We start from the raw sequence: 20,106 nt of genomic DNA on the forward strand, positions 1-20,106 counted from the left end.
CTTCTAGATTCCTTCTCCTACCAGCGATTTTGGAACAATTTTTGCTCATTTAGGACAAATGATTTGTGATGAGAAAAGTATCCTTAGTACTGATAATGGCAATTTGTTCCTTTGCAGCTTTTGCTCAAAATACCGATAATTCAGACTACCAAGAAGTCAAGAAATTAGTGGAGTCTATGGACTTCATTTTTGAAGCTAGCAGTGTGCTACCGAGAGAAGGTTCAAGTAGGAGCCTAGTTACAAATTTGAATTACATTAAAGTAAAGGATGGTATTTCAGAAGCTATGCTACCGTATTTTGGTAATTACAGACTGACAAGTGGTGGAGGCTTGATAAAATTTAACGATAGTCTGGAAAAAGTACGTTTTTCTGAAAATAAGAGAAAGTCACTAATAACGTTGGCATATCAAGTACGGAATGATAAGGAAAGATTTAATGTCCAACTTTTGGTAGGTTCCAGTGGTTGGGCCACCGTTGTTATAAAATCAATTAATAGACCCGGTATTTCCTATTATGGAAAATTGAAGGCAATCAACAAAAATGAAGTCATAGCTAAAAAAGGAAGTGATTGATGAAGTCACTTCCTTTTTCATGTTTTTGATCGGTTTGTCATTAAATAAAATTTCTCGTTTCCGTCCATCGTATGCGCTTGTTTTCCTTAAAATTGGAGAAAAATGCAAATTTTCTTGATGTGGTCGGTGCTAATCTTTTAAAATTTTTCATGATGTTCGTTTTTTGATTGATGATGATAAACGAGCCTAGTGCATATGATTTCTTGCCTCTGCCCATTGCACCCTTTTACTGTTCTTGAAATTTGAAAAGAAAGAATGCTTTCTAGATTCTGTCGGTGTTTGTCTGATAAAAGTTCTCATGATGTTCGTTTTTTGATTGTGATTAATTTATTGATTGATGTCGTTAGTTTAATGGGTGTGATGTCTTACCTCTGCCCATAATACTCTTTTACTGTTCTTAAAATTTGAAAAGAAAGAATGTCTTCTAGATTCTGTCGGTGTTTGTCTGATAAAAGTTCTCATGATGTTCGTTTTTTTATGATGATTAATTGATTGATAAATGTTTTATAAATCTTGTTTATATCTAATAGACGAGCAGGAATATATTTTGTTACAGTACTATGCAATAAAAGGTACTATATTTAACATAATTTAAACATAATTAAATTCAGATGTATTATAATTAACTGATAATCAGTCTTATGAATAAATGTTAAAATTTTTGGAGCTATTAATTTTTTTGTACTTTTTAAATTATTATTCAATAGAATCCGTTCAAATACCATATTTAACATTTAAATATGAAGAGCTTCATCCCTTTGTTTTGTAACTTACTTTTATGGGGAGATACATTAGCTGTTTTCTTTTGCTTCTATTAATTTCTATTCAGCCAGTATGCGCTCAGTACGACAGAGCTGATTGGAACGATAGGGATAAATGGATGCATTTAGACGAACTTTTTGGTGCTGTCGACTTGAGCGCTGGAGATGTCGTAGCTGATATCGGTTGCCATGAGGGATACTTGACTTTTCATTTATCTAAAAGAGTAGGGGATAGGGGAAAGGTTTATGCCGTGGATGTTCGTAGGAATCGCTTGGAACGCCTTAACGAAAGTCTGGGTAATAATAAAATTAGCAATGTACGGACGATTTTGGGTGATTATGACAATCCAAAATTACCCAATAATACGCTTGACGTTGTTTTTCTTATAGACACTTACCACGAAATTGATGACTACGAACAAATGTTGCTCCATATAAAGAGCGCCTTGAAACCTGGAGGTAAGCTACTAATCTTGGAAAAACTAAAAGAACAACACATCGGCAAATCCAGAGCGGCGCAAGCCATGGGTCACACGCTGTCCATTTCCTATGTTGAAAAAGAGTTAAAAAATGCAGGCTTTGAAATTGAAAGTAGGAATTCGAGTTTTGGTACTTGGAATCGAGAACCTGAAAAACAAATGTGGGTGCTGACTGCAACGGTTAACCCTAGCGATTAATTTATCACACTTTAATCCTATTAAAATTCAAATAAAGTCTAAGCACTACTTCTCATAAAGTCTTTAAGTATTCCAATAAAGCAATTCTTTCCTCATCGGACAGCACATCCCCAAACGTATGCCCGCCATTGCCGTATCCCTTCAATGTAGTATTATAGGTGTTTTTGTCCTGCTGGCTAGTTTCCACACTATAGTTCCATCCCAAAAGTTCTTTATCGTAATCATTATTGTCAAAGGTTCGTGACCAGAAAATAGGCCTAGTTTTACTATTCAGAACATCCGCTAGCGTAGGAACGGACCCATTATGGAAATAAGGAGCAGTGGCCCATATTCCGTCTAAGGGCGGGGCAATATAACCCCCATCCGGAACTATTTCTAACGGACTAGAGTAGGTGCCAAACCATCCATTATTGAACCAATCCAAAAAATAAGAATTTCTTGTAGTTGACGCCGTGTAGTGATTGGACAGTTCAGGGTCGGTCCCTATACTTTCCAATGCTACCAATAAATTTGGGTAATTGTCCACATCGCCAGCATCATAACTGCCATGGCACGATACACAATTATTATCGAATACAATTTTACCTTGGTCTGCCAAATCCATATCAATATCAAATGGATATTCTGGAGCCTCTAAACTATAAATATAGGCCAGTACATCTTCCATTTTTTCATCCACTTCTTCGGCTTTGACAACATTTTCTAATGTTAATAGACTGGCGCCAATAAAGGACTTACAAAAGTCCATCCGTGACATGCCGGTATAGAACATGGCGTTCTTTTTCTTTAACAACCACCAAGCAGGAACATCGGTGGGGATAACTTCATCCGGAAGCGATATCAACGGTTCGTCCTGCCATTCCAACGTATTTTTATCTCGATGCGATATGAGAACTTCAGCAATTTTATCGGCTGGATTTACCCCTCTAGATGCTGTTACGGTCTTGGGTCCAATGGCAGAAATACTTCTGGCAAATTGGCCATAAGCTTCGGCCTCATCACTGTCCGGTCCATAAATTGAATTTATGGCACTCGTAAGTAGCGGTACGCTGGTAGCCCTGTTCTGTGTATAGTCGCCATCATGTTGTCCCAATCCAATAATATAAGTGTCGTTGATGAAAGATGAGTGACAGTTTAAACAATTAGGGGCAACCACCCTTACCCCGTTAAAAGCGGATATGGCAGTGTTGTCATAGGAAATAACGGCATTATCTCCTGTCCGATTAAGCAGCTTGGAATTATCCTCTCCTGCGGCTAGAACCCATGCATTATACGGAATCCCAGAACTCATGTAGTCTCCGTTTATCAGGTAGTCCTTTCCATTTTCAGCGTTTCCAGGTCTTTGGGGAGAAGCGGAAATTTCCGTCGTTCTGATGATAATAGGGTCGGGGTCATCCATTTCTTCGGAGTCCTCAATTACCTCCATGACTTCAACGGGATTATCACTCGAGCAAGAAATGTACACCATGAAAATGGGACAGATCAGGAATAATCCTATGTGAGAAATTTTCATCTTCGTAATTTAAGGCATCATAAATTTAAGAATACTATAGTTTATTTCATTTTTAATGGTCTACTCCCTCCAATTTATCGGTAAAAGGATGTGCTTTAGACACTAAATTCAATCTTTAATTGGAAATCAAATTACATATCCTATCTTTGTTACCGTTAAAAGGGAGGCAGATTATTCTTGCTATGACCACGAAATTGACGTTTTTGTTACCATAAGTTACAATTCTCTTTCCACGTAAGTCGCTACGTATTTCTATTTCTTTTTAACATAACTGAAAATTCATTTAAATTAACGAATGGCAAAATCGCAACAGACATTTAACAAAACGGAGAAAGAAAAAAACGTAAAAAGAAACGGGAGGACAAGAGAAAGAAAATGCTTGCCCGAAAGGCTGAAGCAAAGGAAAGTGGAAATTCCGGTATTCCGCTGGCCTATGTGGACTACAACGGCAACTTGGTGGATACACCACCAGATCCTTCCATGAAGGTTGAAATTGAGGCCGAGGATATTGTTTTGGGTATACCTAAGAAAGAAGAGGGTGACGTTGAAGAATTTGATCCCGTAAGAAACGGAAAAGTATCCTTCTTTGACAGCTCAAAAGGTTTCGGTTTTATTATAGATGCCGAGAATAACGAAAAGTACTTTGTTCATGTGAGTGGATTAATTGACGAGATTATTGAGAACGATAAGGTTTCCTATGAACTCGAAAGGGGCATGAAGGGCATGAACGCCGTTCGCGTCAAGAAAATTTAATTTGTCTACTTCCTAATGGATTTATGTCCGTAGTTAAACCCAATACTGGCCTAATTATCTTGGCCTTTTTCGCCATATATGTCATTTGGGGCTCCACCTATCTATTAAATAAAATTGCTGTAACGGAACTACCTGCTTTTATGTTAGCGGGTATTCGATTTGTTATCGCAGGAGGTCTAATCTTCCTTATTGCTAAAATCCTAGGGCTATCGCTTAAAATTAATAGAAAACAGTTTTTAAATACCATCATTGCAGGATTTCTGTTTCTCACCTTTGGAAATGGGGTGGTGGTTTGGGCCTTAAAATTTGTGGATAGTGGTTTTGCCGCCTTAGAAATTTCTGCACAGCCTTTGGTCGTTTTAATTTTAATGCGCATCCTACAGGGTAAAAAAATACAAGCAATGTCATTGGTGGGCGTTGCTTTGGGGATCATAGGCATTTACTTGTTGGTCAGTCAAAAACAGATTATTACCCAAGAAGGTGCGTTATTGGGAATGTTTCTCATTTTCGCCTGTATGCTTAGTTGGGCTTATGGTAGTTTATTCGTTGGCAAAGCGGAACTTCCTCCCAACTATTTCGTGAATACAGGCTATCAAATGCTTACAGGGGGTGTACTATTACTTTTAATCAGTATCGTTTTAGGAGAAAATTGGACATCTCCACTAACATGGAGTGGTCGAGTTCAATGGTCCATGATTTTACTGGTACTGTTTGGAAGTATTGTTGCATTCACCGCTTTTAATTACCTATTGCGTGTCGTTTCACCAGAAAAAGTGGCAACGTCCTCCTATGTAAACCCCATTATAGCCATGCTTTTAGGATGGTATTTTTTAAATGAACAGATTACGACACAATCCGTCATTGCGGCCGTCATACTTCTTACCGGTGTCTACTTCATAAACACTAAGAAAAAATTGACCTTGTTTTCAAGGTTTGCTTCAAAGCAATAGCGTTTTTTCAAATTCGCATTTATCCGGATTCTTGCAATATGGATAATATCGGACGCACAGTTTTAAAGGTGACGCTATTTTCGATTCATTCAATAACCAAAAACTTTTCAAAATGAAACGAAAAATTCAGAATTACCTAAGCGGCTTTGTCTTGTTAATGATACTTCAACTAAATGGCCAGCAAAACGACTTTACTTCTAACATATCGCTCAGTATGGGATTTACGTTTGCCGGTCCGGTAGGACCTATGTCCAAATATCTTGTAGAACAGGGTTTCGATGCGCAAAATGTAAGTGTGTTCTTTTTTGGACCTATAGATTATCCGGTAAAAACCAAGTCTGGAGGTAGTTTGGCCCTTACATATACTTGGGAAGTTAAATCGGATAAACGTATAAACATACAACTTGGTTTTTCAGACCTTGGACGCATTGCGGGTTATAGTAGCACTCAAGGGTCTATTGCATTTGAGTTTGAAACGGTTTATGGGGCGGTTTTCTATTCTTACCAACGAGAGGTGTGGGATTTAAGAATTGGACCTAGTGTCCTTCTGAATACTACGGATAGCGACCCCGATTCCTTTGAAAGAAGTAAGGCTAAGGAAACCAAAATTTCCATAGGGCTTTTGGCTGGAATAGGCTTGCAACTTTGGAGTAGCAATAGAACCTACGGACTATTAAACTGTGACTATATCTATGCCCTTCCCAATAAGTTTGGTCCTTTCACCGCCAACGCCTTTGAAAATGGGAGAGAATTACCGGAAAACAGCTTTAGCTTTAAGCATGCAACGGCCAGTTTTACTTTTGGCGTACACCTATAGAAATTAAGTTTATGGAAACTTAATCAGATTTAGGTCAACCGGTTGGGTATTTCCCACGGCTAATTGTTCCAGGTGAATGTCGCCGATACGCACCCGAATTAAGCGTAGTGTTGGAAAACCGACAGCGGCCGTCATTTTACGGACTTGCCGGAACTTACCCTCGGTTATCGTCATGCTTATCCATGAATTTTCACGATGTCTACCTATTCTAAGCTTATTATCGGGTGGTGAAACTAACGGTGAATTCTTTAAAAGCCGAATTTTACAAGTTTTGGTTGTATAGGCTTTACCATGAATCCCTATTACCACTCCTTTTTCCATTCTAGTTATCGCATCTTGGGTTATTTGACCATCCAATTGTACCCAGTATTCCTTTTCTATGCCGGAGTTATTAATTTTGTCACTTATTTTTCCATCAGTCGTAAGCAATAGTAGCCCTTCCGATTTCTCATCAAGGCGTCCTATCGGCATAGTACCCTTGGGAAATTCACCCAACTCAGTTAGAAATCGCTTCTTTTTAATTTGCCGTTCTTCCCCAGAGGTAAATTGACTTAGTACTCCAAAAGGCTTGTGCAATTTATAATGCTGATGTGTGTCCATAATTGGACAAAATTAGGGTGTATATTGGCAAACATCAGCTTTTTGAACGGGAAAGATGTCTTTTTGACTCTTTCATTAGCATTAACCTCCTGAACGCCGTACCTTTACAGGCTCCAGAAAAAGATTTCATGCAAGAGACCATATTTGAAGTACAGGACCGTAAAACGGACAAAGAACTTTACACTTACCAGCAAGGTGCCATTCAACAAGTATTTGAGAAATTTGATAACGAAAGGGATGATTATCATTTGCTTTACCAACTACCCACTGGGGGCGGTAAAACCGTTATTTTCTCGGAACTTGTTCGCCAGTACCTAAAGAATCACTCCAAAAAAGTATTGGTAATGACCCATAGGGTAGAGCTTTGCAACCAGACCTCTGAGATGCTTACGAGTTTTGGCGTGGTCAACAAAGTAGTAAATAGCAAGGCCAATCTAGATGACCAGGAGCAATATGTTTGCTTTGTGGCCATGGTAGAGACATTGAACAATAGGTTGAATGATGACAAATTGGACATCTCGGATGTTGGGTTGGTTATCATTGATGAGGCGCATTACAATTCCTTCACCAAACTCTTCAAGTTTTTTGAAAATTCCTTTATACTAGGAGTAACCGCTACTCCGCTAAGTTCTAACAAGGACTTACCCATGAACGATAATTATGATGAGCTGATAGCGGGCGAATCTATCCAAAACCTTATCGAAAACGACTTTTTGGCAAGGGCAGAAGTATATCAATATGATATGGCCCTTACTTCACTTGAAGTAGGTTCCAATGGGGATTATACGGTTAAATCATCCTCTGACCTCTATACCAGTCCTGCTATGTTGAATAAGCTTTTAGAGGCTTATACGAAACATTCCGCCGGAAAAAAGACGCTTATTTTCAATAACGGAATTGAAACGTCCATCCAGGTTTACCATACATTTCAAGCCGCTGGATTGCCCGTAATGCACTTGGACAACACCGCAACCAAGAAACAGCGAAAACAGATACTAAGATGGTTCAAAGAAACTCCTGATGCAATTTTGACCTCGGTAAGTATTTTAACAACTGGCTTTGATGAACCAACCATTGAAAGTATTATCCTAAACAGGGCTACCAAATCCTTGACGCTTTATTATCAAATGATCGGTAGGGGGTCACGGGTTTTAAACAACAAATCAAGCTTTACGGTAATTGATTTAGGAAACAACATGTACCGTTTTGGTCCTTGGGGATCAGATTTGGACTGGCAGGCCATTTTCAAGTCACCCAACTTTTACATGGACCGTATTAGGGACGATGAGGATATTGAGGGTGATTTTATCCACGATCTTTCCGATGAAGTACGTGCAGAATTTTCAAAATCAAAGGAAACCTATTTTGATATTAAAGAGACCTATGAGCAGGCTACTTTTGCCGGAGAATCCTCCAAAGTAGTATTGGAAAGGTCCATAGAGCAACATGCCCATATTTGTATTGAAAATAGCGAAGATGTTTATGATGCCATTGCCTTGGCAAAACTCCTTAAAGAGGATATAGACAATAGGATTATGGTCTATGGCAAATGCATTAGTAAGAGCACCCATAACTTTCTTAGCTGGCTTAAACTGGACTATCAAAAAAATTAAACGCCTACCTAAGGGAGAATTTTGATAGCGTTTTTGAAGATATCCATGGGTATCCGCCGGAGGATTGATTTTAATTCAAAACATAGATTAAGCGCTCCTAGGAGTTAAGTCTTCTTATTCATCTGGCCTTTAATATACGTGTGCGCTACTTGACCGTGTTTTTAAAAAAGGAAATGCGCTACTAGAACTTCTTAGTCCTTTATTCTTTTGCTATTTTTATAGGAAAGTGATTGCTCACTCTTATCAAAGCCAACTTTCTAAAAAACCAGAAATATGAAGCACTTCCTTTTACTACTCACGTTACTATTCTTTTGTTGTCAAGAACAACCCGATTATGATATTGTATTGACAAATGCCGTCATCTATGATGGTTCCGGACAAGAACCGTATTTAGGCGACATAGCCATTAATGGCGATACTATTGCAAAGATAGGGGAGCCTAAAACCCTACATGGAAGAAATGATATTGATGTAGCCGGTAAAGCTGTCGCTCCTGGGTTTATTAATATGCTGAGTTGGGCGAATGTTTCGCTGCTTGAAGATGGACGCTCACAAAGTGATATCCGACAAGGTGTAACCCTAGAAGTTCTCGGGGAGGGAAGGTCTATGGGGCCTTTGAATGCCTCTATGAAAGAAGAAATGCAAAATGACCAAGGTGACATTACTTTTGACGTTTCTTGGACCACCTTAGGGGAATACCTTCAGCATTTAGAAGATAAAGGTATATCTACCAATGTAGCTTCCTTTGTGGGAAACGGTACTCTAAGGCAGTACGTGATTGGATATGAAAATAGACCCGCTACCAAAGAGGAGTTACAAGAAATGAAGAATCTGGCTGCGGTAGCCATGGAAGAAGGAGCGGTAGGATTATCCAGTTCACTACTCTATGCACCCAGTATGTATGCGGATACCGAAGAGTTGATTGAATTATCCAAGGTTGCTAGTGATTATAACGGCATGTATATTTCACATATTAGAAACGAGGGAGATAAGCTCTTGGAAAGTATTGATGAACTTATCCGTATTTCAAAAGAGGCAGATCTTCCCTCGGAAGTATATCACTTAAAAGCTTCCCAAAAGAAGAATTGGCCTAAGATGGATTTGGCCATTGCAAAAATAGATTCCGCACGAAACGCAGGCCTCGTAATTACCGCCGACATCTATACCTACAACGCAAGTTCCACAGGGCTTCATGTCCAATTACCGGATTGGGCCCGAGAAGGTGGAATCGACGCAATGTTAAAGCGTTTGGCCGTTCCGGAAAACAGGTCAAAAGCCATAGAAGAACTAGAATTCCGGAATGCTCCGGAAACTATTATGTTGGTTGGATTCAAGATGGATTCCTTGTGGAAGTACACAGGGAAATACATCCCAGAACTGGCAAAAGAATGGGGAATGACCAACGAAGAGACCGTTGTTGATTTAATCACTAAAGATCAAAGCAGAGTACAGGTGGTTTACTTCTCCATGTCTGAAGAAAACATCGCTAAAAAGGTAGCCATACCATGGGTAAGCTTTTGTTCCGATGCAGGTTCGTATACCAATGAGGGAGTATTCATCGAGCAAAGCACTCATCCACGGGGTTATGGTTCGTTCATTAGGGTATTAGGTAAATTTGCCAGGGATGAGGGCGTTATTACATTACAAGAAGGAATACGTAAGCTAACCTCGCTACCGGCTTCCAATCTAAAACTTAAAAAACGGGGGTCGCTTACAGTGGGTAATTTTGCAGATATCGTTGTGTTTGAACCGAATACGGTAACCGATAAAGCAACTTTCACAGACCCACATCAATATGCCGAGGGAGTGCAGCACGTTTTTGTCAATGGTATTCAAGTTTTAGACAATGGCGAACATACAGGCGCCCATGCTGGAAGATTTGTAAAGGGGCCGGGATATAAAACAAATTGATATTTTTCTGCATTGTTCCATTGTACTATTTTTAACCTATGAACAATGAAAAAGAAAAGATTGCCATCATAGGTGGTGGGGTAAGTGGTTTGGTCGCTGCCCTAGTGTTAGAGAATCATGGTTTTTCCCCTTTACTATACGAGAAAACAGAGCGCGTTGGAGGTAGGGTAAAGACAGATATAATGGACGGGTATCAACTGGACCATGGATTTCAGGTTTTGTTGGATACGTACCCTATGGCGCAGAAATATTTAGACTATGAAGCCCTTGACCTAGCAAAATTTCTACCTGGTGCCTGCATTTTTAAAAATGGGAATAAAAAAGTCATTGGTGATCCGTTACGAAATCTTTCCTTACTAATTCCTACGCTCACTTCAGGCATTGGTATCCTCTCGGATAAGTTCCACATACTCAAATTGAATACAGAATTAAAGAAAAAGTCCATATCAGATATTTTTGATGAACCAGAGATATCAACTTTGGAATATTTGAGAAATAGGGGATTTAGCACCGAAATAATTACCGATTTTTTCAAACCTTTTTTCACTGGAATATTTCTTGAGACGAAATTGGAGACCTCCTCAAGAATGTTCGAGTTTGTTTACAAAATGTTCGGAACAGGTCACGCCACATTACCTACAGCAGGGATTGGTGCCATTCCAAATCAGCTGGCGTCAAAATTAAAAAGAACCAAAATTCACTTCAATGCGACCTTGAAGAACTGTGAAGACGGAAAACTCAACTTTACAGACGGAACGACTAAACATGCAGACTATATTATTCTGGCGACGGAGAGTTCGGATTTTTTGAAAAATATGCGCAATCAAGAGGTGAATTGGAAATCATGTCAGACACTCTATTTTACAGTACCAAGGAATGAGGACAACAGACCCTTAATCGGGTTGGTCCCGAACGAGAAATCGCTTATAAATAACATCTTCTTCCACAAAACTCTACCTACGGAAAAGTCTGGACCCGATGAACTATTATCGGTCACAGTGATAAAATCCCATAATTTATCGGAATCGGAACTTATTACCCAAGTAAAAAAAGAGCTGGACGAAGAATGTGCTATAAAAGAGTTGAAATATCTTAAAACGTATTATATAAATAAAGCACTTCCGAAACTGGAAAGCGTTGCGGGAGATATTAGCCCCTCCGAAACGCGATTAACCGATACCGTATTCTTAGCGGGGGACTATCTCCTGAACGGTTCGCTAAATGCTGCTATGTTAAGTGGTGAAAAGGCGGCTTTAGGGATAATCGATGTCATTAACGGTAACGTCATAAATAAATAATACTGATATTAAGTTTATATTTGAAAAGGTAAAACAAGACTTCTATCCACCATGTTATGATAAGCAGAAGAACATTTGCTAAACAAACCGGTACAGCCATTACTGCCTTGTTACTACCGACTACAATTTTTCCGATGAACAATGAAAAGTCCTATAAAATGGGGCTCCAAGCCTTTACCATTCGCGATACCATGGAAAATGATCTTATCGGTAGTCTTAAGACAGTACAATCCTTGGGCTATGAAGATTTGGAACTCTACGGGTTCAATCCGGATTCGGTAAGCTATTATGGCCATAGCGCAAAGGATTTTAAGTTGCTATTGGACGATTTAGGATTAAGTTCGTCCAGTTGCCATTACGGATTCTCGGATTATATGAATTCCGGTGAAGCGGAACTGGATAAATACATTGACGCTTGCATCAAAGGAGCCACAGCACTAAATCACAGCTATATTACCTGGCCATGGATGGCTCCCGAATTCCGAAATCTAGAAACTTTTAAAAAGCTACCGGAATTACTGAATAAAATAGGGGAGAAGGTTACAGCCGCAGGTCTTGGTTTTGCTTACCATAATCATGACTTTGAGTTCGTGGATTATAACGGACAGACAGGTTACGATATAATTATGTCACAAACCGACCCAGAACTTGTTAAGTTACAATTAGACCTTTATTGGGCCGTACATTCGTCAAAATTGAGTCCTGCGGATTTGATTGCCAAACAGCCAGAGCGGTTTGTCATGTGGCATATAAAGGATATGGATAAAGTGACCCGGAATTATTCCGAATTAGGGAACGGGTCTATCGATTATGCGACCATGCTCCCAAAACTGGATAAATCTGGATTGGAATATTATTATTTGGAACAGGGTGGTAATTTTGCAGTTAATTCCATCCAAAGTATTACCGATAGTGCAAACTATTTTAAAGCTTATTTACAAAAATATCTATAAATTAACTTATGAAGATTATGACATCAATTCACAAAATCCATTTCTTTATAGTCCTGACCATTTTTGTTACAGGTTGCAAGGAGAAAACAGAAAAATCGGACAAACCTGAAGCTCTAGTTCAGTACGATGAACCAGCGTCTACATTGCCTATTGAAAGATTGAACCTTCCGGAAGGTTTTAAAATAGAGGTGTATGCCGATAGTATAGATGGTGCCCGTTCCATGGCCATGGGAGATGACGGTACACTCTTCGTAGGTACGCGGAACGAAAATACGGTGTATGCCATTCAGGACCGTGATAAAGATTACAAAGCAGATAGGGTAATTGTATTGGATACTACCTTAGAAGTTCCCAATGGTATAGCGTTTAGGAACGGTAGTTTGTACGTGGCCGAAGTAGGAAGATTACTCCGCTATGATAATATAGAATCTGAATTGGACAGCCTTTCAGAACCCAAGATAGTTTATGATGATTACCCGACGGAATTTCATCATGGTTGGAAGTATATTGCCTTTGGTCCGGATGATAAATTATATGTGCCTGTCGGTGCGCCCTGTAATATATGTGACTCTACCGTAGTAGATGAACGCTATGCAACGATCACTAGAATGGACCCAGATGGTAGGAATCGTGAAATCTATGCTAAAGGTGTTCGAAACAGCGTAGGTTTTACATGGCATCCCGAAACCAAAGAGATGTGGTTTACGGATAACGGACGCGATATGTTGGGTGACGATATTCCCCCTTGTGAGCTGAATAGAGTTACGGAACCGGGACAACACTTTGGATACCCCTTTTGCCACGGTGGGGTAGTAAAAGACCCTGAATTTGGTGACCAGCGCCCGTGTTCAGACTTTGTGCCTCCGGTACAGGCGTTGGGAGCTCACGTTGCCCCACTTGGTGTGAAGTTTTATACTGGAACGATGTTTCCGGAGAAATATAAAGATTACGCATTTATTGCCGAACATGGTTCTTGGAACCGTAGTAAAAAAGTGGGATATAGGTTAGCCATGGTAAAATTGGAGGACAGTAAAGCGGTAGCCTACGAAACCTTTTTGGACGGATGGTTAGATGATGAATCCCAGGAGCAGTTTGGAAGACCTGTGGATATATTGTTTTTGGAGGATGGTTCCATGCTCGTTTCCGATGATTACGGCGACGCAATTTATCGGGTGAGCTACCGAGACCCAGCCTTGGCTAGTAATTAAATAACACCTCTAATACTGGTTGAAAATTACATTCGATAAATAAAAAGCCTCTTTCGGACATAATTTATTGTCATTCGTCCTAAACGTCTTATATTTTTATTCGAATTCAACTACATTAAATCGTAATAATTAACCAAACTGAAACCAAACACTATGGCAAATTCGAATTTAAAATTACAAGTAAAAAGCAGCGGTCAATTTTTGAATATTTTTCAAGTAACTAGCGAAGAGGGCAGGTACGCTTGTCAAGGCGTATTACCCACAACAGAGAATTTTCTTTGGGAAATGACAAACGCCCCTGGTAATCCAGGATGGTCCTTATTACAAGTAAAAAGTAGTGGCCTTTATTTAAACGTGCTAAATAATGCACTAACGAACGGAGCAACGGTTGGACAAAACACCTTAGTTAACAAGAACAGCGCACCAGACAATTTTTTATGGCAAATTATAGCAGCACCAAATAATCCTGGTTGGTCTTTGATCAAAGTAAAAAGCACGAACCAATATTTGAATATTGATAATGGTGGTAATAATAATGGAACCCCTGCTTGCCAGGGTACTTTAACAGATTTAAATAACTTGCCCTCTAATTTTCTTTGGCAAGAAGTCACGTCAAATTCTAAACCGGTAACTGTAAATCTTCAAATAGACTGCCCTAGTGTCTATGCTCTACAAGAAGGACCTCTATCTGTGGCACAAGCAGATGCTTATCTTGTATTTTCAGATGATAATAATGGGAGAAAGGAAACGGGTAATCAAACTTCCTTCGAGTCCTTCGTAAATCCTGGAAGTATTGTAAAATGGACTGCATCTACAAAATCTGGCAGGAATAATGCATATGATGTTTCTATCGATGCTATAGCATATGATATTGGAACTGGAACAGGGGATGTATTTACTTCAGGTTTAACAAAAGGCAATGGTTTTGTTACAGCAGCTGTATCATGGACAGCGATAGGACCCGATGAGGGGGATAACGAATACTATACGGTTAATTTTACCATCTCGCCTAAAGGCGGATTTAATGCTGGACCTTCAAAATCCTATTCGGTCGATCCAAGGATGAGGGTGAAAGCCACGCAATAAGAATGTTTTTTAATAAGAGATTTTATTACTTCATAGGCTTTTTCAATCTACTGACTTGTTTTTTGATAGGTCAAGACCAAAGAAAAGCAGATAGCCTTAAGTCTATTTATGACGCTAACATCCTAGTAGGAGAGGAGAAATTAGATCTTCTCACCGATCTTGCTTTCAATGAGGTTAATGATTCAAAACTTAGCTTAAAATTTGCCGAGGAGCTAATAAGCTTATCAGTAAAAAGTGGTAATAACGCATATTTAGCTCAAGGTTATCTACAAAAAGGCAACGCAAGTCAATCAATAGGTTATTTAGACGAAGCAATTACCGCTTATTTTAAGAGCGCAGAAGTAGCTCGAATTGATGGCAATAGAACATTAGAGGGTGCAGCTTATGGAGCGATTGCGGATGTTTATACTATTTCCGACAATCATGTGAATGCTATGACTTATTACAAAAAGGCGATTTCAATCCTTAGTAAAGCAAAGGATACTATTCCATGGGCTACGTTTCTTTTAAATGCAGGTGATGCACTTCTTACTAATAAAAACTATGATTCGGCCTTAACCTATTTTAAAGAATCTGGAGCTCTTTTTGAACAAGTCGATTATGCAACAGGAAAAGCCTATAACCTTGGTAATATAGGAATGGTCTACGCCAACACCGGTAAAAAGGATTTAGCTGAAAGTAATATCAATGAAGCTATTCGTATTTTGGAAGAGTCACAAGATTATTATCCTATTAGTGTGTATCTGATGGCCATGGCGGATATTTATGTGGAAAAAAAGGAACATGAAACCGCTATTACCTATACAAAAAGAAGCCTAAATCTTGCAAAGCAATACGGCTTGAAAGAACAACTTGCCGATGCCAATGAAAAGTTGGCTTCACTATACGAAAGTGTAGGAGATATGCCGCTATCCTACAAACATTATAAAGATCATATTACCTACCGAGATAGCCTTTTGAACTTGGAAACGGTGCAGCAATTGGCCGATCAACGTACCAATTTTGAGGTTTCCCAGAAGCAAATAGAAGTTGATTTATTGGAAACGCAAAAAAGAAACCAACTAATAATTTTGGGATTCATTGGTCTGCTCTTATTGGCCTCTTTATGGTTTTATTGGGCCATTTCTAAAGAGAAGAAAAAATCGGAGAAACTATTGCTCAATATCTTGCCCGAAGATACCGCCAAAGAATTAAAGGTTAATGGGAAGGTTAAAGCCAAACAATACGATGCGGTAACCGTATTATTTACAGATTTCAAGGGCTTTACCAGTTATTCGGAAAAACTGTCGCCGGAGGCTTTGGTAGAAACCGTAGACCACTACTTTTCCAAATTCGATGCAATTATGGAGAAATATGGTTTGGAAAAGATAAAGACCATTGGAGATGCCTATATGTGCGTGGGTGGCTTGCATGGCGATACCCAAGACCATCCGGACCGGATGGTAAAAGCCGCTTTTGAAATAGCGGACTTTGTGGAAACTACTAAAAAAGATATAGCTACGAGTGAACTCTCTTTTGATATCCGTATTGGTATCAATACCGGTCCTGTAGTGGCCGGGGTAGTGGGTACCAAGAAATTTGCCTATGATATTTGGGGAGACGCGGTAAATGTTGCTTCGCGTATGGAGTCCATGTCCGAACCCGGAAAAATTAATATTAGTGAAAATACCTACCAACTCGTTAAAGACAAATATGCTTGTGAATACCGCGGTGAAATTCCGGTAAAGAACAGGGGTAATATGAAAATGTACTTCGTACTTCCTTAAAACCTATTTGGCCGTATCAATTTCGGATTAAATTTATCAAGCTTTTCAGCAAGTTTCACCAAGTTAAAGGCGAAAAGGGACTTTTAAAAGAATTTGTGGTCAATATCATGCTACAAATCCATGTAACAACATGGTATTATTTTTGCTGTATAAATGGTAAAAAGAGAATACATGAAGTTCCAAAATTACATACTAGGCATACTGATTGTAGGGTTATTGTTCAGTTGTGCTTCTTCTTCAAAATTAAGTTCGCAAGGTGAGCAAAAGGAAAAATTATCCCATATTATTGAAAGCAAAAATTTTGAAATTGAAGTAAATTGGGCCTTGCCATTTACTACAGTTAGTCTTCAAAATGTTTTTAATGCCTTAGCGCCGATAGGTTCCACTGCCGGTCGTATTAATTTAATGGGGTTTTCAAGCTTTCTAAAGATGAAAGGGGATACCATTAGCGCAAATCTCCCATATTACGGAGAGCGTCAAATGGGCGGAGGCTATAACACCCGGGATTCGGGAATTAACTTTGAGACGGCTCCAGACGATTTAAAGATTGAATATAACGATGAAAAGAATAGATATGAACTATCATTCTCTGCCGAGCAAGGCACGGAAGACTATAGGGTGAACATGGTGGTTTTGCCCAATTTGAACAGTTATATCAATGTCAATAGCTCCCAACGATTTAGCATTCGTTACGAGGGTAAAATTAAAGAACTTAGAGAAGAATAAAGTAAACTCTTATAATAAAATCTAACATCATAAAGTTATGTACAAAGGAATTAACTTGCTCAATTCACTCATCTAATGAGCAAAAGTTATTTTTTAATGAATCTTTCTTTCATCTAGATATTATTTAGTTTTTTTGCCGAATGATTCATATCCTAAAATATGATGGGTCCGTACTTTTGACTCTTTTTTTCGCACTATGGAGTACGGTTAGTGTGTTAGGTCAGGAAGACTTAGTTTACAATGGAGGTCTTAAAGTCGGTTCCTATGAAGGTAATGCAATGTACTACTATAAGGTGGTGGATGGCGATACTGTCCTAAACGGTCCTTTTCGAATGGAGCGTTCCAATCTTGGAGCACTCTTAGAAAAAAAAGATAGTACTTTCTCATTTTCCGGGAATTTTAGAAATGACTACCCTACCGGGGATTGGCGATTTCAATTTGGGCAATTCAAATCCGATAGTCTAACACGAGTGGAAGGTTATCAATATAAAATTAACGTAAGCGGAATCCAACAAGAATCAAACGGTTCCATGGTTAACGGAAAACCTGATGGTAATTGGACCATCGTCAAAAACAAAATAGAAGACTCTGAAATAGAAAAGACCCTCTTTAAGAGTAATATCGAGTTTGACAAAGGCATTCCACAGAAAAGTTTTCAAATCGAGGATGGGGAGTCTACCTTAGTTGGTCGATTTTTAAGGGACGGATTGGCTCATGACGAATGGACCTTGTACTCAAAAAATGATATTGGCGCGGTAGAAAGTTGGTATTTCACCAATGGCCGTTTAACTGAAATAAGAAGAGGAAAGGAAGGCGAATCCCAAAGGATTTCAATTTATCCATACACTTTGTCGAGCGCCAAGATCATCAATTTGGATAAACGTTTTATAGCACTGTTAGCACTTCAACAAAAAACAGAAGAAGACATATCCAGTAGTGCCATTTCAAAACTTTTAGGAGAGAACGCATCTTATTATCAAGAAATCGATTCGATTTTATCAACCCTTGGAAAATCTAAATTCCTTCCAGAATTTAAAGTACAAGTTCCTTACTTTCCACTAGATTCTTTAGAGCGTGAACTGCTGTCGTCCTTAAAGGTCAATCATGCCCAAGCCGAGAAAATTAGCCGTTCTTTTTTGGAGGATACCCAACTGAACATTCTCAAATTATCGGATAATGAGGCTAATATACTTTACAATGCAATAGACTCTATCCGCGTAAAACTTGTTGAACCCATCGGAGAATTGGTGAGCTATGAAAAAAAAGCTATTCTACCTTATGTGTCCAGAAAAAGACTAATGTCAAAAATTTGGCCAAATGGTTTTCCATCGGACATTCATCTCAAAGCGATAGATGCAGCGTCGGCTGAATTGGAAGAAGTGAGTTTATCAAGTACGAATATGATAGCTGAGTATACCGTACAAAGCTTGGATTCGATCACAAAGATTTTGAACGCCAAACTACTTTTAGAAAGGCGTCAACAAGAATTTATTGCTTTAGAGGAGCAAATGATTGCTCAGATTAAAAGTCTTAATGCGCTCCTAGATTCCGTTAATACACAATTACCCAAGGATCTTTTAGATGCCTTAAAAAATATAAAATCCGTTGCGGACACAAATTTGAGTAGTTATTCTAACCTAAAGGACCCTGAAGCGAAGTTAGCTTTGGGGAGAATTTTAGTCGATTGTTTCATGCACCTTGAAGAATTAGAAAAGGCTGTTCTAGCCTTGCCTGGTCAGAAAGATGAAATTATTACCACATATCAGGATGAGATTTGGAACCCATTTATGGCCAATCTCATGAAAGAGGATGTAAAAAAAGAATTACAAACGCCTATCAAAAGGTTTGGCTTCCTTATTTAGTACGTAGCGTGTCTAATGATTTAAGTTGTGATAATGCGCAGGAACTGGTTCATTTATTTAAAAGCACCCATGTTCGGATGTTGGCATTGAGGACGGAGGAGACAAAAAAATTAGAGCGTAAGCTCAAGAGGGTGGAGGACCCTCTGGTTATAAAGGAATTGTTCAACCTGCAAATGACGAATATTGAAGAAGAGTAGCGTAGAACAACTGCCTAAGAATTGGATGTGGTCATTTATTATGCTTGCAGTTTTTTCCGTGCTCCTTGCAAGGGGCCAAAATGGTGAGGTGTTACCGGAGGAGTCTAAATTTAAGGATACAAAAACCAAGGTTTGGATCAATACTTATGGTAATATTCGCATTTCAAAGCGATTGTTCTGGGATGCACAGACCCACTTTCGATTTCAAGAGTCAGCTAGCACGCCTTATGTTGGTCAAGTAGCTCAGTTATATAACCGCCATGCCATAGGGTACATTTATTCTAAAAAAGTAAATTTTAGCTTAGGGGGTGTATTACGACTCAATTTTAATACGGATGAATCCTCCGTGGATAGAAATCTGGTTCCTGAATGGCGTATTTGGCATCAGTATCAATTTGCCCAGCCTGTGTATTCGGCCATGATTTATCACCGTATCAGGATAGAACACAGATGGACACAGGGCTTTGCCGAGAACAGTGATTACATTTATAGAAATAGGTGGCGATATATGTTCAGGGCAAAAGTACCCTTGAACAGTCACAAACTGGAACCTAAGACACTCTATGTTTCCCCTGAGGCCGAATTGATCATGCAAAGTGGTAAAGAAGTAGTGGGCAGTGCTATGGAGGACTTACGGTTAACCGCTACCTTGGGCTACATATTAACGCCACGCTTATCCATAGCTGTAGGTGGTATGTATTCCTTTGGACAGACTTTGGATAACGCTGGTATATACAATCAAAATTTCACCTTACGCTTTCATGTTTATTTCTCACCGGACTTTAGAAAGGTTAGGAATAAATTACCCGCCATTCATTTGGACGACTAGGCTATTTTTAACCC

At 39.1% G+C, this 20,106-nt stretch carries 16 protein-coding genes and 2 pseudogenes; 16 read left to right on the plus strand and 2 right to left on the minus strand.

Features of this window, described 5'->3' with window-relative positions:
* Positions 1 to 68 precede the first annotated feature (68 nt).
* A complete protein-coding gene (locus N8A89_RS16755) occupies positions 69 to 572 on the plus strand; it encodes a DUF4251 domain-containing protein (RefSeq protein ID WP_281543260.1) in 504 nt (167 codons plus the stop codon).
* A gap of 778 nt (positions 573 to 1,350) precedes the next feature.
* On the plus strand, positions 1,351 to 2,010 hold the full coding sequence (locus tag N8A89_RS16760) for a class I SAM-dependent methyltransferase (protein ID WP_281543262.1): 660 nt from the start codon (positions 1,351 to 1,353) through the stop codon (positions 2,008 to 2,010).
* Between the two features lie 52 nt (positions 2,011 to 2,062).
* Here the strand turns inward: N8A89_RS16760 and N8A89_RS16765 are convergent, their stop codons facing one another.
* Positions 2,063 to 3,523: a c-type cytochrome gene (locus N8A89_RS16765; protein WP_281543263.1), complete on the minus strand. Its 1,461-nt coding sequence runs from the start codon at positions 3,521 to 3,523 to the stop codon at positions 2,063 to 2,065.
* Between the two features lie 295 nt (positions 3,524 to 3,818).
* Here N8A89_RS16765 and N8A89_RS16770 point away from each other — a divergent pair.
* The 3 genes and pseudogenes from N8A89_RS16770 (at position 3,819) to N8A89_RS16780 (ending at position 6,043) form a co-directional block, all read left to right on the plus strand.
* A pseudogene (locus N8A89_RS16770) lies at positions 3,819 to 4,276 on the plus strand (cold-shock protein).
* Between the two features lie 23 nt (positions 4,277 to 4,299).
* Positions 4,300 to 5,226 carry an EamA family transporter gene (locus tag N8A89_RS16775; protein WP_281543264.1) on the plus strand — a complete coding sequence of 309 codons (927 nt, stop codon included), beginning with the start codon at positions 4,300 to 4,302 and terminating at the stop codon, positions 5,224 to 5,226.
* 112 nt (positions 5,227 to 5,338) lie between these two features.
* Positions 5,339 to 6,043 carry a hypothetical protein gene (locus N8A89_RS16780; protein ID WP_281543265.1) on the plus strand — a complete coding sequence of 235 codons (705 nt, stop codon included), beginning with the start codon at positions 5,339 to 5,341 and terminating at the stop codon, positions 6,041 to 6,043.
* Between the two features lie 9 nt (positions 6,044 to 6,052).
* On the opposite strand, the gene N8A89_RS16785 is transcribed toward N8A89_RS16780, so the two are convergent.
* Complete coding sequence (locus tag N8A89_RS16785; protein WP_281543266.1) at positions 6,053 to 6,643, minus strand: pseudouridine synthase; 591 nt, start codon at positions 6,641 to 6,643, stop codon at positions 6,053 to 6,055.
* Between the two features lie 128 nt (positions 6,644 to 6,771).
* Between N8A89_RS16785 and N8A89_RS16790 the strand changes: the two are divergent.
* From N8A89_RS16790 to N8A89_RS16840, 11 genes and pseudogenes are all read left to right on the plus strand, one after another.
* Positions 6,772 to 8,324 (plus strand): annotated as a pseudogene (locus tag N8A89_RS16790) (DEAD/DEAH box helicase).
* Positions 8,325 to 8,529: 205 nt separating this feature from the next.
* The gene (locus tag N8A89_RS16795; protein ID WP_281543267.1) at positions 8,530 to 10,167 is read left to right on the plus strand and encodes an N-acyl-D-amino-acid deacylase family protein; all 1,638 of its coding nucleotides are present in this window, start codon (positions 8,530 to 8,532) and stop codon (positions 10,165 to 10,167) included.
* Positions 10,168 to 10,205: 38 nt separating this feature from the next.
* Complete coding sequence (locus N8A89_RS16800) at positions 10,206 to 11,465, plus strand: NAD(P)/FAD-dependent oxidoreductase (protein WP_281543268.1); 1,260 nt, start codon at positions 10,206 to 10,208, stop codon at positions 11,463 to 11,465.
* A gap of 56 nt (positions 11,466 to 11,521) precedes the next feature.
* Positions 11,522 to 12,418 carry a sugar phosphate isomerase/epimerase family protein gene (locus tag N8A89_RS16805; RefSeq protein ID WP_281543269.1) on the plus strand — a complete coding sequence of 299 codons (897 nt, stop codon included), beginning with the start codon at positions 11,522 to 11,524 and terminating at the stop codon, positions 12,416 to 12,418.
* Between the two features lie 17 nt (positions 12,419 to 12,435).
* On the plus strand, positions 12,436 to 13,626 hold the full coding sequence (locus tag N8A89_RS16810; protein WP_281543270.1) for a PQQ-dependent sugar dehydrogenase: 1,191 nt from the start codon (positions 12,436 to 12,438) through the stop codon (positions 13,624 to 13,626).
* 153 nt (positions 13,627 to 13,779) lie between these two features.
* On the plus strand, positions 13,780 to 14,712 hold the full coding sequence (locus N8A89_RS16815; protein WP_281543271.1) for an RICIN domain-containing protein: 933 nt from the start codon (positions 13,780 to 13,782) through the stop codon (positions 14,710 to 14,712).
* Positions 14,713 to 14,774: 62 nt separating this feature from the next.
* Positions 14,775 to 16,478, plus strand: a complete 1,704-nt coding sequence (locus N8A89_RS16820) for an adenylate/guanylate cyclase domain-containing protein (protein WP_281543272.1) — start codon at positions 14,775 to 14,777, stop codon at positions 16,476 to 16,478.
* 171 nt (positions 16,479 to 16,649) lie between these two features.
* Entirely contained in the window at positions 16,650 to 17,204 is a 555-nt protein-coding gene (locus tag N8A89_RS16825) for a DUF4251 domain-containing protein (RefSeq protein ID WP_281543273.1), read from the plus strand.
* Positions 17,205 to 17,344: 140 nt separating this feature from the next.
* The gene (locus N8A89_RS16830; protein WP_289644634.1) at positions 17,345 to 19,066 is read left to right on the plus strand and encodes a hypothetical protein; all 1,722 of its coding nucleotides are present in this window, start codon (positions 17,345 to 17,347) and stop codon (positions 19,064 to 19,066) included.
* A gap of 8 nt (positions 19,067 to 19,074) precedes the next feature.
* Positions 19,075 to 19,263 (plus strand): hypothetical protein, encoded by a 189-nt coding sequence (locus N8A89_RS16835; protein WP_281540237.1) that lies wholly within the window; start codon positions 19,075 to 19,077, stop codon positions 19,261 to 19,263.
* Positions 19,250 to 20,092 carry a DUF2490 domain-containing protein gene (locus tag N8A89_RS16840; protein WP_281540238.1) on the plus strand — a complete coding sequence of 281 codons (843 nt, stop codon included), beginning with the start codon at positions 19,250 to 19,252 and terminating at the stop codon, positions 20,090 to 20,092. Before N8A89_RS16835 ends, N8A89_RS16840 begins: the two co-directional genes overlap by 14 nt.
* Positions 20,093 to 20,106 lie beyond the last annotated feature (14 nt).

The sequence above is a fragment of the Maribacter aestuarii genome, assembly GCF_027474845.2.
Classification (GTDB): domain Bacteria; phylum Bacteroidota; class Bacteroidia; order Flavobacteriales; family Flavobacteriaceae; genus Maribacter; species Maribacter aestuarii.